This window comes from Microbacterium sp. 69-7 (assembly GCF_001897985.1).
Taxonomy (GTDB): domain Bacteria; phylum Actinomycetota; class Actinomycetes; order Actinomycetales; family Microbacteriaceae; genus Microbacterium; species Microbacterium laevaniformans.
In genome coordinates this window covers 1-13,273 of the sequence record NZ_MKRU01000057.1, presented here as the reverse complement: position 1 = coordinate 13,273, position 13,273 = coordinate 1, and the positions used below count along the sequence as shown (strand labels likewise).

Genomic DNA, 13,273 nt, shown 5'->3' with positions numbered 1-13,273 from the left:
CCGTCGACGGTGTGCACAGCCTCGAGGACGCCCGGCGGGCACGGAGAAGGGGGCCGGGTATGCTCCCCCGGCCCCCTTCGTTCCGCAGCGTCGGTCAGGCGCTGGCCTTGGCCTTCTTGGCCGTCGCCTTGGCGGGCGCCGTGCGCACGGTTCCCGTCACGGCCTCGCTCTCGGCGTGGGCGACCTTGCGGGCCGCGCGGACCTCCTCGAAGGAGGTGCCGTAGTAGGCCGCCTCCATGAGGGTCTTCATGTCCTCGATCATCGGCATCCGCGGGTTCGCCGGAGCGCACTGGTCGCGGTACGCGGCCAGGGCGAGCTCCTGCAGGCCCGAGATGAAGGTGGTCTCGTCGACGCCCTGCTGCTGGAACGACCGCTCGATGCCGACCCGGTCGCGCAGCTCCTCGACGGCGCGGGCGTAGCTTTCCACGCCCTCCTCCGGGGTGGCTGCCGGAAGGCCCAGGTGCTTGGCGATCTCCTGGAACCGCTCGGGCGCGATGTAGCGCTCGTACTTCGGCCAGCTGGTCAGCTTGGTCGGGACGGTGCCGTTGTAGCGGATCACGTGGGGCAGGTAGACCGCGTTCGTGCGGCCGTGCACCAGGTGATAGGTCGCGCCGGTCACGTGCGCCATGGCGTGGACGATCCCGAGGAACGCGTTTCCGAAGGCCATGCCCGAGATGGATGCCGCGTTGTGCATCTTCTCGCGGGCCTTGATGTCCTCGGCATCCGTCGAGTTCGGCTGGGCCTTCGTGCTGCGCTCGATGTTCTCGAAGATGAGCTTGATCGCGTGCAGGCACAGGCCGTCGGTGTAGTCGTTGGCGTAGACGGAGACGAACGCCTCGGTGGCGTGGGTCAGGGCGTCGAAGCCGGCGTCGGCGACGAGGAAGCCGGGCAGCACCTTGGTGAGCACGGGGTCGATGATCGCCACCGACGGGGTCAGGGCGTAGTCGGCGAGCGGGTACTTCATGCCCGTTTCGTCGTCGGTGATGACGGCGAACGGGGTCATCTCGCTGCCGGTGCCCGACGTGGTCGGAATGCAGACCAGCTTCGCCTTCTTGCCGAGCTCCGGGAACTTGAATGCGCGCTTGCGCACGTCGAAGAACTTCTCGCACATGTCGGAGAACTCGATCTCGGGGTTCTCGTAGAGCAGCCACATCACCTTGGAGGCATCCATGGGCGATCCGCCGCCGAGGGCGATGATCGTGTCGGGCTGGAACTGACGCATCAAGTCGGCGCCGGCACGGACCTCAGAGACCTTGGGCTCCGGCTTGACCGTGTTGATCAGCTGCACCTGCACACGGTTCTCGCGGCGGTTCAGCACATCCATGATGCGGTCGACGTAGCCGAGCTTGGTCATGGTCTCGTCGGTAACGATCGTGACGCGCTCGAGACCGCGCATGTCGCCGAGGTAGCGGATCGCGTTCGGCTCGAAGTACGTCTTCGCGGGGATCTTGAACCACTGAAGGTTGTTGTTGCGACGCCCGATGCGCTTGACGTTCAAGAGATTCACCGCCGAGACGTTGTTGGAGACCGAGTTGTGACCGTAGGAGCCGCAGCCGAGGGTCAGTGACGGCATGAAGGCGTTGTAGATGTCACCGATGCCACCGAGCGCCGACGGGCTGTTCTCGATGATGCGGACGGCCTTGACGACCGCGCCGAACTGAGCGATGACGTCCTGGTCGTTGGAGTGGATCGCACCCGAGTGGCCGAGACCGTCGAAGTCGACCATCTGGCGCGCGAGGTCGATGCCCTCCGCCGGCGTCTGGGCGCGCAGCACGGCGAGCACCGGCGCGAGCTTCTCGCGCGTGAGAGGCTCCTGCGGGCCGACGCTGCCGACCTCGGCGAGGATGATCGACGTGTTCTCCGGAACGGTGAAGCCCGCGTGCTCCGCGATCCACTGCGGCGACTGGCCGACGACGGTCGGGTTCAGCTTGGCGCCGGCACAGTTCTCGCTGTCGGCAGTGACGCCGAAGATGAATTCCTCGAGCATCCGCTTCTCGTCCGCGGTGGCCATGTAGGCGTGCAGTCGCGCGAACTCGGCGAGCGCCTCGGCGGCGATCGGCTCGTCGAGGATGACGGCCTGCTCGCTCGCACACACCATGCCCATGTCGAACGACTTCGACAGCACGATGTCGTTGACGGCGCGTCCGACCTTCGCGGTGCGCTCGATGAAGGCGGGCACATTGCCGGCGCCGACGCCGAGGGCGGGCTTGCCACAGGAGTAGGCGGCCCGGACCATCGCGTTGCCACCGGTGGCGAGGATGAGGGCCACGCCCGGGTGGTTCATCAGCTCGCCGGATGCCTCCATCGAGGGCTCCTCGATCCACTGGATGCAGTTTTCGGGGGCGCCGGCGGCGATCGCCGCATCGCGGACGATCTTCGCCGCGGCCACGGAGCACTTCTGGGCGGCGGGGTGGAAACCGAAGACGATGGGGTTGCGGGTCTTCAGCGCGATGAGCGACTTGAAGATGGCGGTCGAGGTCGGGTTGGTGACGGGGGTCAGGGCGCAGATGACGCCGACCGGGTCGGCGATCTCGGTGATGCCGGTGATCTCGTCGTGCGAGATGACGCCGACCGTCTTCTGGTTGATGATCGAGTTCGTCACGTGCTCGCACGCGAACATGTTCTTCACGGCCTTGTCTTCGAACAGGCCGCGGCCGGTCTCTTCGACCGCCATGAGCGCGAGTTCGCCGTGGAAGTGCAGGGCCGCGACGCTCGCCTTGCGGACGATGTGGTCGACCTGTTCCTGCGTGAAGGATGCGTACTCTGCGAGCGCGGCTTGTGCGCCTTCGACCAGAGCATCGATCGAGGTGGACATTGTGGGTTCTCCTACCCGGCGCGGACACGGTGTCCGCGTCATCGCTTTCCGGGTCCGAGGGCTCTCGGGCCTGTCTGAGATCAGTATGACATATGTGGTCTGACCACACAAGCGACGTGGATGCGGCCGCCGCCGAGGGTTTGTCACGCCGATGCGGCGAGCGGACGCGGCGGCATCCGATGAGACTGTCGACATGCGGAAGATCCCCGTGTACTACTACTCCTCCTCGTCGAACCTCACCGGCCGGTTCGCGGAGGCTCTCGCGCGGATCGACGGTCGGCGGGTGCTCAATCTCGCCCGCTCCGACGTGAGGCGCGGCGAGCCGAGCGGCCCCTGGGTCCTGCTCACGCCGTCGTACAAGGCCGGCAACGCCGACGAGGTCACCCTGCCGGCCGGCGTGCGGGCGTTCCTGCGCTCGCCCATGACGCGACGACGAATGGTCGGGATCATCGGATCGGGCAACCGCAACTTCGGCGACTACTATCAGGCCGCCGCGCGGCAGCTGTCACAGACGTCGGGGCGCCCCGTCCTGTTCGAGTTCGAGCTGGCCGGCACCCGCGAGGATGTGGAGCGGTGCGCGGCCATCCTTGCGACGCTGGATGCCGCGCTGGACGAGGTCCGCAACGCAGGTTGAACCAGCCGATCAGGTCGGCGGGCGCCCCGAGCGCGTCACCGACCCGGGCGCGGCGCCCGCTGCCTGCGTTCCCGTCGGCGAGAACGACGCGCGGCCCGACGCGACCGCGGCGGCGGCCGCGAGGGCTCCAATGGTGATGATCGCGCCGAGCACGAGCGCAGCCTGCTCCCCCGCGGCGAGCGCGCCCGTCTCGGCGCCGATCGTCGCTGCGGCGATGGGAACGCCGAGTTGCGCCGCCGCGATGACGGCCCACAGTGGATGCTGGTGCATCAGCGCGCCGACGAGGTGCGCGATCAGTGCACCGACGCCGAGCAGCAGTCCGAGCAGGAGGTACGACGGCGACGCCAGGAGACTGCCCAGCGAGAGCGACGATCCCAGCCACACGAAGTAGAGCGGCGACAGGAACCCCTCCGTCACCGCGAACAGCTGGCGCGCGAGCCGCCGCGGCTCGCCGGCGCTGGCAACAGCCAGGCCCCCGGCGAACCCGGCCAGCAGCACGGAAACGTGCGACACCGTCGCGAGCGCGCCGAGGCTGCAGACGAGGATCAGGCTGACGCGCAACTCGATCGCAAGCTCATGCGCTTTGCTCGTCTCGCGCAGACGCTTCCACCGGTCGCCACGATCCGCCCACCTCAGGGCGAGGGCGAGCAGCGAAGCGACGGCCGCGATCCCGAGCGCACCGACGGCGGCGACCGGTGCGCGCTCGGGATCCATCGCCAGCGGCAACGCGACGATGCAGGCGGTGTCGGCGATCGCGACCTGCGCGATCGTGGGCAGGAGCTGCGCACCGCCCAGGCGCGTCTGCTGCACGGCCGGCAGCACGAGCGCGGCGGAGGAGGAGGCCATCACGACGGCGTAGATGGCAGCGTGGCCCGTGTCGAAGACAGCGGCGAGGGCCCACCCCGCACAGGCCGCAGCGATGCCGACGACGATCGCGTGCAGCGCGCCGCGGCCGAGGGCGGGCCGCAGACGGGCGTCACGCAGAGGCACATGCGTCCCCGCGACGAACATCGTGAGACCGAATCCGAGCGTTGCCAGAAAGCTGAACGTGGCGTCGGTGGTGTCGACCAGATGCAGGCCCGACGCACCGATGATCATGCCGGCGACGAGCTCGCCGATCACGACCGGCACGCGCCATCGCGTGCCCGCTGACAGGAGGGGGCCGAGCAACGCGACCGCGCCGACGAGCGCGAGCGTCTCCAGGGTCATGCGCTCACGCCGCGGCGTCGGGGCCGACGATGCGGCACGGGATCTCGGTGTTCTCGTCGAGATACCAACTCGCGCAAACCCGGTGATAGCCGTCGGCGATCTGTGCGGGAAGACCGCGCGTGAGGTCCCCGTGCACGATAAGCACGGGCGACAACGGCTTTCCCGCACGGACCTTGCGGAGATCGTCGGCGACGTGCGGGTTGTCCGTGGGGAGAATCGGCAGACCCGCCGCACGGAGGATGTCCTTCGCCTTCTTCGTCACCGTCGCCCTTGTCCGCAGAGCGGCGATGAGAGAACCTGCGCGCTCAGGGGCGGCGATCAGGCGGAGATAGTCCTCCGCCGCGGGGAAGTCGTGCTCGTCGGGGTCGTTCTTCCAGATCGGGTCGGCCATGAGGACATTGTGCTCCGCGGCAGCGTCAGAGCCGGGTGCGACGCGTCATGAGTCGTGCGCGCGACGTTTCCCGTCGCGGTGCACGGCGAAGTCGGCGAGCGCCGTCGAAGTCGGCAGATCCACCCACAGCCGGAGGCTTCCCGGTCGGGACCCGACGCCGTTGATGAGAGCGGCGCCTCCGAGGCGGTGCAGGATCGGTGCGACCGAGACGGCGACCTCGTGCGGCAGTGAGCCGACACCTCGCCCGTTGGAGGAGACGGCGACCGAAGCGACGTCGTGCCGGGTCGGAGCGACGTGGCGCATGACGTAGGTGCGCCGCTCATCACCGCGCCGCTCGCGGTCGTTGACCAGGAAATGCGTCTTCTCGAGCGCGACCCGACGCGTCGCGAGCCCCCGCAGATCGGGCAGATCGTCGTGTCGGCTGACACGACCGGTCACGATGTGCAACATCTCTTCCCACCAGGCAGGCATGGCACCGTCCCTTCAGGTCGGTATGCCATCACCGCAGTGGAGCATGTCCCCACCATCTCACAGCGGCCTGTGGGAGTGCTGACCGCGCCTCTCGGGCGCCGGTCCGCACGATCCGGCCCGCCGGGCGGGAAAGGCGCGTAGGGTCGGGACCATGTGGACCGTACTCATCATCCTGCTCGTCGCCTGGGCAGTACTGTCCATCGTCGGCTTCGCCTTCCCGGGCCTGCTGTGGCTCGCCATCATCGGCATCGTGCTGTTCATCGGCACGATCGTCTTCGGCATCATCCGGCAACGTTCGCGCCGGCCCCGAAGCTGACCGAGGCGGCGAGGGCGACGACGGCCGCGGCTCGCTCGCGCTCGCTCTCCGCCGTCTTCTCGTCGCGCCGCGCGGCCGCATCGCGACGCTCGTGCGCGTGGTCACTGATGGCGGCGAGACGTTCGGCGAGCACGCTGCCCAGGCCGTCGCGGAGCTCTTCGAGAGTGGTGTTCGCGATCTCCAGCCGACGGTCGGAGACCGTGAGCTCGACCGTGGGATACCCCTCACGGACGAGGGTCTCCCGCGTCTCATCGCCGAGGATCTCGGCGATCTCCTCACGCTGCGGGCGCCGAGTGAACACCGCCTCGACGGTGTAGCGGGCGGGGGCGTCGGCAGTCATCAGCGCGGACGGCAGAGAGCCGACCAGCACCGATCCGAGGCCGAGGGGGGCGCTGGCGGACGAGGTCGTGGTCGTGCTCGGTGTACTCATGGCCTGACGGTACGCCCCGAAGATGTGCGGCTCACAGCTTCGAGGCGCACGGACCGTCGATCAGGCGTCAGCGCGGGACGGCAGCACCCAGCCCGCTCGCGGGAAGTGGCAGGTGTAGCCGTTCGGATAGCGCAGCAGGTAGTCCTGATGCTCGGGCTCCGCCTCCCAGAACGATCCAAGGGGCTCGATCGTGGTGACGGCGGGAGCCGGCCACAGGCCGGAGGCGTCGACGTCGGCGATGGTGTCACGAGCGACGCGCTCCTGCTCGGGCGTGACGGGGAAGATGGCCGAACGGTAGCTCGTACCGATGTCGTTGCCCTGGCGGTTCAGCGTCGACGGGTCGTGGATCTGGAAGAAGAACGCCAGGATGTCACGGTAGGTGGTCGCGCTCGGGTCGAACACGATCTCGACCGCCTCGGCGTGACCGGGGTGATTGCGGTAGGTCGCGTGGTCGTTCTGACCCCCCGTGTACCCCACGCGGGTGCTGATCACTCCGGGCTGGCGACGGATCAGATCCTCCATTCCCCAGAAGCAGCCGCCCGCGAGAATCGCGGTCTCGGTGCCGGCCGGCTGGGTGATCGCTCCGGTGTCGCTGGGTCCGCTGGTCATGCTGCATCCTCCTCGGAAGTGGGGCTGTCGGGGGTGGGGAAAAGGCCGAGATACTCACCGTAACCCTGGTCTGCGAGCTCATCGACGGGCACGAAGCGCAGCGACGCCGAGTTCATGCAGTAGCGCAGTCCGCCCTCGGCGCGCGGGCCGTCGTCGAAGACGTGACCGAGGTGGCTGTCCGCGCCGGAGGAGCGCACCTCGGTGCGCGTCATCCAGAGCGTCCGATCGGTGGTCGTGACCACGGCATCCGGATCGATCGGGCGGGTGAAGCTCGGCCATCCCGTGCCGCTGTCGAACTTGTCGTTCGACGAGAACAACGGCTGCCCCGAAACGACATCAACGTAGATGCCGTCGTCGTGCAGGTTCCAGTACGCGTTTCGGAACGGAGGCTCGGTGCCCTCGTCCTGTGTCACGGCGTACTGCTGTTCCGTGAGGCGGCTGAGCGCCTCGGGCGACTTGTGGTAGTCCTTCGACATGGTGCCTCCTCTGCGATGCCGCTGGCTGCGGCATCACTCGTTCCAACAGAGGATGCGCCCGATTTGGTCCCGTGAGGCTGGGCGCCGGCTGTGAGTTCTGGCCGCCTTGTCTGGCAGGAATACGTCGAGGCTCGACCGGCCCCGGCATCCTCTGTGGGCGCGTCCGTCGCGAGACTGGATCCATGCACCTCACCGACTTCCACGCACCCGACACCCTGGCTGCGCGCGGAGCGCTCGAACTCGCCCGCCAGTACCAGTCGCCCGCGATCACGGCCCACGCCCTGCGCTCCTGGCTGTGGGCCGAAGCGTTCGCGCGCATCGACGGCATCGGTGAGGTGGACCACGAGCTCCTCTACGTCGCCGCCGTGCTCCACGACATCGGCACCGTCACCGCGTTCGACAACCACACCGTCTCGTACGAGCACGCCGGGGGTCACGTCGCTGTCGCGCTCACGGCCGGGGCGGGGTGGCCGGTGGAGCGTCGCGCCCGCGCGCTCGATGTGATCGTGCGGCACAACTGGCCGCGGGTCGATCCGGCGATGGATGCCGAGGGATACCTCTTGGAGGTCGCGACCGGTCTCGATATCTCGGGTGCCCGGCCGGAGGCGCTTCCCGAAGCGTTTCGCCGTGAGGTGCTCGCGGTCTATCCCCGGGGAGCGCTCGCCGCGGAGTTCGGCGCCTGCGTGCTCGACCAGGCGGCACGCAAGCCCGACACCGCGGCACGACGCCTCGTCGACGGCGGCGTCATCGAAAAGCTCGCGGAAAATCCGCTGGAACGGCTGTCGATCTGACCAGGCTTCCGCGCCCGAGCGTGCGGATCGGTCAGCGCGGGACGAGGAGGTCGCGGCCGAAGCGGACCAACACGTCCGACCCGGCATACGAACCGAACAGCGGGATAGGCGCGTATCCCTCGCGCTGGTAGAAGCGGATCGCGTCGGGCTGAGCCGTACCGGTCTCCAGCACGAGACGTCGGGCACCGAGGGGACGAGCGTGCTCCTCCAACTTGCGAAGCACCGCGCTGGCGACCCCGGAACCACGGACCGACGGCGCCGCACCCGGTTCGTGATCGCCGGAACCGTAGCGCGCGTCGAGCTCCTGGCGCTGGCCCTGTCTGAGGCGGTCAGCGTCGGAGTCGTCGAACGGGGTGAGCTCGAGAGTCCAGGGCCCGGGCGCTCGCGCATCGGCACGCGCCTGGAGAACGGCGATGACGCCGATCATGTCGAGCTCTCCCCTGCCGTCGGCGACCGCGCTCTCGTAGAGCTCGCGACTGGCCGTGATCAGCGGGTGGGCGGAGCCGGCCGCGTCTGCCGCCGTCTCGGCGAGCCGCGCGTTCTTGAGCACGTCGGCGATCGCCGCCTGCGCCGCCAGGTCGTCGTCGGTAAGCTTCTGAGCCTTACCCCGCGATACGACCGACGCCATGGGTCCGGCGTCGAGCACGTCGCGCAGAACGTTCGCGTCGATGCCGGCGCGTTCGGCGAAGTGAAAGGCAGCCGACGACGACGACGAGATGTGACGCTACCCAGATAGTTCCTTGCATCGGTTGAGACATTAGCGGGATCGCGTCGGTGTGAAACCGGCTCTTTGTTGCGTTCCCCATTCTGCTTTCCGCCGGGTGACGGCGCGGACGAGGCCGATGGTGCGCCACCACGCGTGGGCGGCGTGGAACCAGACGGGTTCGATGGCGCCGGCAGCAAGCAGGTTGAGGACGTCTCGAGTCCTTGAGAACCGGTGGTACGCCGATTCTTCGAGGAGGACGGCGAGAGCGGAGTTGAGGAACCCGAGGCCCGCGGACGCGGCGACGACGAGCCAAAACAGGCTCCACGGGGCGAAGCCGAGCAGAGACGAAAGGAAAACCGTGGCGAACCCGACTCCCCCGATGAGTGGACCGAGGGGGTCTGCCCCGAGTTTGGTTGACATCTGAACTGTGAGGATTCGTCCTCGCTGGAAGGATGTTCCTGTGGCAAAGCCCTATCCCCGAGAGTTCCGCGATGATGTCGTGGCTGTGGCCCGGAAGGGTCAAGCGCCGTTGGCGCAGATCGCGAAGGACTTCGGTATCTCCGAAGGCTCGCTGAGCAACTGGTTGAAGCAGGCCGACGTGGAGGACGGCAAACGGTCCGGGCTGACCGACGATGAGCGCAAGCAGTTGCGTGAGGCGAACAAGCGGATCCGGTTGCTGGAGCAGGAGAACGAGGTGCTGCGGCGGGCCGCGGCGTATCTGTCGCAGGCGAACCTGCCGGGAAAATAGTCTTCCCGCTCGTCCACGAGATGGCTGCGGCCGGCGCTCCCGTGCGGGTGCCGGTCGCGGTGGCGTTGCGGGTCCTGGGTCTGTCCAGGCAGGGGTACTACCAGTGGCTCAAGGACCCGGTCTCTCAGCGGGACTGGGACGACGCGCACCTCATTGACGTGCTCTACGACCTGCATGCGGATGACCTCACCCTCGGGTACAGGTTCCTCACCGACGAGCTCGACACCGAGCACGGCATCATCGCGAGCGAGAACCGGGTGCACCGACTCTGCCGGATCGCCGGGATTCACGCATCGCACCATCGCAAGCGCAGCAAGCCCGGCAGTACCGGGCCGGCGCCGCACGACGATCTCCTCGCGGTCGTCGACGAGCACGGCGTGGTCCGGCACGAGTTCGTCGCCAACGGGCCGAACAAGGTGTGGCTCTGGGACATCTCGGAGCACCCGACGACTTGGATTCCAGCGATCGTCGCAACGGTCTGATCTATGCGCTGTCCACTAAAGCAGCGAAGCGTTCGGCCGGGGTGTCCCAATCGAGGGCTTTCCGGGGACGGCCGTTGAGCTCGGCGGCCATCGCGGCAAGGTCGGAGGGGCCGTGGGCGCTGAGGTCGCTGCCCTTGGGCAAGTACTGGCGCAGCAGCCCATTCGTGTTCTCGTTCGTGCCGCGCTGCCAGGGCGATGCAGGGTCGCAAAAGTAGACCTGCATGTTCGTCGCCGCGGCGAAGGAGCGATGCTCGCTCATCTCGGCGCCCTGATCCCAGGTCAGAGTCCGCCGCAGGTCAGCGGGCAGATCAGCGAAGGCCACGACCAGGCTGTCGCGAACTGCTTCCGCAGTGCGTTCAACGGGCAGATGGCCGAGGATCGTGTAGCGAGTAGTGCGCTCGACCAGAGTGGCGACCGCGGAGCGTTGCCTTCCGCCGACGATCAGGTCGCCCTCCCAGTGCCCGGGCACGATGCGGTCTTCGACCTCGGCAGGGCGTTCCGCCAGCGGGGTGATCGGATCGACGAAGCGACCGGTGCGGGACTGCGGGTCGCGGTGTGGTTTCCTCGCGCCGCGACCCCGGCGCAGCGACCGGGCGAGCTCGCGCCTGAGTTCGCCGCGCGCGTGGACGTAGACGGCCTGGTAGATCGTCTCGCTGCTCACACGCATCCCGAGGTCATGCGGAAAGTCTCGCCGAAGCCGGCAGCTGATCTGCTCCGGCGACCACCGCTTCGCGAGCTTCGCCGTCACATAGTCCCGAAGCGGCCCCTCGAGGCTGAGCTTCGCCCGCCGGGGTCGCTCGCGCCGCTTCACTGACGCTCGGTGCGCAGAGTGAGGCAGGTAGCCGTGGCGACTGACCGTGTTGCGTCGCAGCTCACGGCTGATCGTCGACGGGGCACGACCCATCAAGGCGGCGATCTGCCGGATCGACAAGCCGCCCTGCTGCAAATCCTTCAGCCGCTCGCGCTCCAGCAGACTGAGGTAGCGGGCATCGATCACCCGCTCGACCCGCCCCAGATCGACGCGCTCACCCTGATGCCAGACCGTCCTCGGCTTCTTCACGTTCGCCAGTATCTCCGCCGGCTTGTAGAGCGCCACCCGTCCGTCCGGGTAGATGCGCCCCTTTGAGAACACGCGGATACCCTTGTCCCAATCCAGCGCCTGATGCGACTCCACGCCTAGGCCGTGTTGATCAAGAGGTTTCGCTCCCGGCTGGGTGAGTCTTGAACGGTGACGCGACAGGAGATCTCTGACGAGGTGTGGGCCGTGATGGAGCCGTTGATGCCGACGGCGTCCGGGAGGTCGAGGCCGTGGGCGGATCATCGGTTGGCTGTCGAGGGGATGGCGTGGAAGTACCGCACCGGGGCTCCGTGGCGGGATGTGCCGGACCGGTTCGGGAAGTGGAACTCGATCTACAAGCGGTTCAACCGTTGGGCCGTGGACGGCACCTGGGAGAAGCTGCTGGCCGAGGTGCAGAAGCGGGCCGACGCTGCCGGGAAGATCGACTGGGTCGTCTCGATCGACTCCACGATCGCTCGTGTGCATCAGCACGGCGCGACCCTGAAGCGGGACACAGGGGGCTCTGCCGAATCACAAGAATCCGTGGTTCGAGCCGCCTGATCACGGGATCGGACGCTCCCGTGGCGGGCTGACGACCAAGCTGCACCTGGTCTGCGACGGTCGCGGTCGGCCGCTGGGGATGATGATCACCGGCGGGAACATCAACGACACCACGATGATGACCGCAGTACTCGAGGACATCCGCGTCCCCCGCGACGGGAAGGGCAGGCCACGGACCCGCCCGGACCGGGTGCTCGCCGACAAGGGGTACCCGTCGAAGGCGAACCGTGCTTGGCTCCGCGACCGCGGTATCGCGGCGACCATCCCGGAGCGTGATGACCAGGTCGCGCACCGCCGCAAGAAGCCGGGCCGGCCGATCGACTTCGGCGAACAGCAGAAGGAACGCTACAAGGGCCGCAACGTCGTCGAGCGCTGCTTCAACCGGCTCAAGCAGTGGCGCGGCATCGCGATGCGCTCCGACAAGCTCCTCCGCAGCTACCGAGCCGCCGTCAGCCTCGCCGCCACGCTGATCTGGATCAAGACGGACCTGTCCCGTCCGGTCTGAGCACGGGCCGGACGGACCGCAAGGATGAGGCAGGATGACGGAATGAGTTCCTACGTCCGCCCCTTGATCGACGCGCCGGTGTTCCGCGATGCTGACGGCGCCGTGGTCAACTATGGGAATCGGTGGCACGGGTCGCCTCCGGAGGACACATACTCGGTCGACACACATCCCGAGCGGTTCGCACCGATCCACGTTGTCGCCGATGCCCTAATCGCGCACCTCCGAGAGACGTACGACGTCGAAGTCGATGAAGGTGTTGAGGCGGCGGCCGATCTGTTGCGTCCCGCATTTCATGATGTAGTGCGCGCCGTGCGGATACGGCCCAATGATCCGAAGTGCGCGTCCTTGACGATGGTCTTCACCGCCTACCCGGGGATCTACATGCACGCGGGCCTATTGCACGACTTCCACTACCCAATCTGCGGTTGCGACGCATGCGACTCGAGCTGGCAGGCCGAAGCCGATGAACTTGAGCAGCAAGTATTGGCGACCGTCAGCGGCAACTACCGAGAGACGATTGAACGCGGACTTCGCCCCTGGGTCGACTACGCCTTCACCTATCCCGACGGCGCGAGCTCCGGAAGGTCCCGCTCCCAAGATCTTCCTGCCCAGCGCCTCAAAGACGCCAAACCCATCCTCCGCGCCCTTCCCGACGGATGGGACTCATGGCCGCGCTCGGCGTCAGCCTCTTGATCAACACGGCCTAGGCCGTGTTGATCAAGTGGTTTCGGGTTCCGGTGGGCGAGTCTTGAACGGTGACGCGACACGAGGTCTCTGACGAGGTGTGGGCTGTGATGGAGCCGCTGATGCCGGTGCCGACGGGAAGGTCTCGGCCGTGGGCGGATCACCGCCTTGCGGTGGAGGGCATGGCGTGGAAGTACCGCACCGGGGCGCCGTGGCGGGACGTGCCGGAGCGGTTCGGGAAGTGGAACTCGATCTACAAGCGGTTCAACCGGTGGGCCGAGGACGGCACCTGGGAGAAGCTGCTCGCCGAGGTGCAGAAGCAGGCCGACGCTGCCGGGAAGATCGACTGGGTCGTCTCGAACGACTCGACCATCGCGCGTGTCCATCA

Annotated in this window: 17 protein-coding genes and 1 pseudogene; 8 read left to right on the top strand and 10 right to left on the bottom strand. The window is 67.7% G+C overall.

Translation table 11 applies throughout. The features are described from left to right. Window positions 1-94: 94 nt before the first annotated feature. Entirely contained in the window at window positions 95-2,815 is a 2,721-nt protein-coding gene (gene adhE, locus BGN98_RS05005) for a bifunctional acetaldehyde-CoA/alcohol dehydrogenase (protein ID WP_288119956.1), read from the bottom strand. 193 nt (window positions 2,816-3,008) lie between these two features. On the opposite strand from adhE, the gene nrdI reads away from it, so the two are divergent. After that, window positions 3,009-3,449: a class Ib ribonucleoside-diphosphate reductase assembly flavoprotein NrdI gene (gene nrdI / locus BGN98_RS05000; RefSeq protein WP_005049028.1), complete on the top strand. Its 441-nt coding sequence runs from the start codon at window positions 3,009-3,011 to the stop codon at window positions 3,447-3,449. Between the two features lie 9 nt (window positions 3,450-3,458). Here the strand turns inward: nrdI and BGN98_RS04995 are convergent, their stop codons facing one another. Genes BGN98_RS04995 through BGN98_RS04985 form a run of 3 tightly spaced genes read right to left on the bottom strand, consistent with a single transcriptional unit; the run spans window position 3,459 to window position 5,520 of the window. Continuing rightward, a complete protein-coding gene (locus BGN98_RS04995) occupies window positions 3,459-4,658 on the bottom strand; it encodes a cation:proton antiporter (RefSeq protein ID WP_036286557.1) in 1,200 nt (399 codons plus the stop codon). Window positions 4,659-4,662: 4 nt separating this feature from the next. Next, window positions 4,663-5,049: a hypothetical protein gene (locus BGN98_RS04990; protein WP_036286560.1), complete on the bottom strand. Its 387-nt coding sequence runs from the start codon at window positions 5,047-5,049 to the stop codon at window positions 4,663-4,665. 45 nt (window positions 5,050-5,094) lie between these two features. Next, on the bottom strand, window positions 5,095-5,520 hold the full coding sequence (locus BGN98_RS04985) for a hypothetical protein (RefSeq protein WP_061681754.1): 426 nt from the start codon (window positions 5,518-5,520) through the stop codon (window positions 5,095-5,097). Window positions 5,521-5,671: 151 nt separating this feature from the next. On the opposite strand from BGN98_RS04985, the gene BGN98_RS04980 reads away from it, so the two are divergent. Continuing rightward, window positions 5,672-5,836: a hypothetical protein gene (locus BGN98_RS04980; RefSeq protein ID WP_005049019.1), complete on the top strand. Its 165-nt coding sequence runs from the start codon at window positions 5,672-5,674 to the stop codon at window positions 5,834-5,836. Here the strand turns inward: BGN98_RS04980 and BGN98_RS04975 are convergent. From BGN98_RS04975 to msrB, 3 genes are read right to left on the bottom strand one after another with little or no spacing between them, the layout of a single operon-like run. Next, window positions 5,802-6,266: a hypothetical protein gene (locus BGN98_RS04975; RefSeq protein WP_036286566.1), complete on the bottom strand. Its 465-nt coding sequence runs from the start codon at window positions 6,264-6,266 to the stop codon at window positions 5,802-5,804. The two genes, BGN98_RS04980 and BGN98_RS04975, sit on opposite strands and share 35 nt — an antisense overlap. A 60-nt stretch (window positions 6,267-6,326) precedes the next feature. Beyond that, window positions 6,327-6,875: a peptide-methionine (S)-S-oxide reductase MsrA gene (msrA, locus tag BGN98_RS04970; RefSeq protein ID WP_016465389.1), complete on the bottom strand. Its 549-nt coding sequence runs from the start codon at window positions 6,873-6,875 to the stop codon at window positions 6,327-6,329. Next, on the bottom strand, window positions 6,872-7,351 hold the full coding sequence (gene msrB / locus BGN98_RS04965) for a peptide-methionine (R)-S-oxide reductase MsrB (protein WP_061681755.1): 480 nt from the start codon (window positions 7,349-7,351) through the stop codon (window positions 6,872-6,874). Before msrB ends, msrA begins: the two co-directional genes overlap by 4 nt. A 182-nt stretch (window positions 7,352-7,533) precedes the next feature. Between msrB and BGN98_RS04960 the strand changes: the two genes are divergently transcribed. Next, a complete protein-coding gene (locus BGN98_RS04960) occupies window positions 7,534-8,142 on the top strand; it encodes an HD domain-containing protein (protein WP_061681757.1) in 609 nt (202 codons plus the stop codon). A gap of 31 nt (window positions 8,143-8,173) precedes the next feature. On the opposite strand, the gene BGN98_RS04955 is transcribed toward BGN98_RS04960, so the two are convergent. Together BGN98_RS04955 and BGN98_RS04950 are read right to left on the bottom strand one after the other, a co-directional pair. Further along, window positions 8,174-8,860 carry a GNAT family N-acetyltransferase gene (locus BGN98_RS04955; RefSeq protein ID WP_271171053.1) on the bottom strand — a complete coding sequence of 229 codons (687 nt, stop codon included), beginning with the start codon at window positions 8,858-8,860 and terminating at the stop codon, window positions 8,174-8,176. A 39-nt stretch (window positions 8,861-8,899) separates the two neighbouring features. Then, window positions 8,900-9,268 (bottom strand): hypothetical protein, encoded by a 369-nt coding sequence (locus BGN98_RS04950; RefSeq protein ID WP_036286572.1) that lies wholly within the window; start codon window positions 9,266-9,268, stop codon window positions 8,900-8,902. 40 nt (window positions 9,269-9,308) lie between these two features. Between BGN98_RS04950 and BGN98_RS04945 the strand changes: the two genes are divergently transcribed. Together BGN98_RS04945 and BGN98_RS04940 are read left to right on the top strand one after the other, a co-directional pair. Continuing rightward, window positions 9,309-9,596: an IS3 family transposase gene (locus tag BGN98_RS04945; RefSeq protein WP_016464551.1), complete on the top strand. Its 288-nt coding sequence runs from the start codon at window positions 9,309-9,311 to the stop codon at window positions 9,594-9,596. Window positions 9,597-9,616: 20 nt separating this feature from the next. Beyond that, window positions 9,617-10,078: an IS3 family transposase gene (locus tag BGN98_RS04940; RefSeq protein WP_288119947.1), complete on the top strand. Its 462-nt coding sequence runs from the start codon at window positions 9,617-9,619 to the stop codon at window positions 10,076-10,078. 1 nt (window position 10,079) lies between these two features. Here BGN98_RS04940 and BGN98_RS04935 read toward each other — a convergent pair whose 3' ends face one another. After that, entirely contained in the window at window positions 10,080-11,318 is a 1,239-nt protein-coding gene (locus tag BGN98_RS04935; RefSeq protein WP_502687814.1) for an IS30 family transposase, read from the bottom strand. Between the two features lie 27 nt (window positions 11,319-11,345). On the opposite strand from BGN98_RS04935, the pseudogene BGN98_RS04930 reads away from it, so the two are divergent. From BGN98_RS04930 to BGN98_RS04920, 3 genes and pseudogenes are all read left to right on the top strand, one after another. After that, a pseudogene (locus BGN98_RS04930) lies at window positions 11,346-12,201 on the top strand (IS5 family transposase). A gap of 42 nt (window positions 12,202-12,243) precedes the next feature. Further along, entirely contained in the window at window positions 12,244-12,894 is a 651-nt protein-coding gene (locus BGN98_RS04925) for a DUF6226 family protein (RefSeq protein ID WP_288119944.1), read from the top strand. A 62-nt stretch (window positions 12,895-12,956) separates the two neighbouring features. Next, window positions 12,957-13,273 (top strand): transposase (locus BGN98_RS04920; RefSeq protein ID WP_288119942.1); only part of this gene is annotated, 317 nt, incomplete at its 3' end.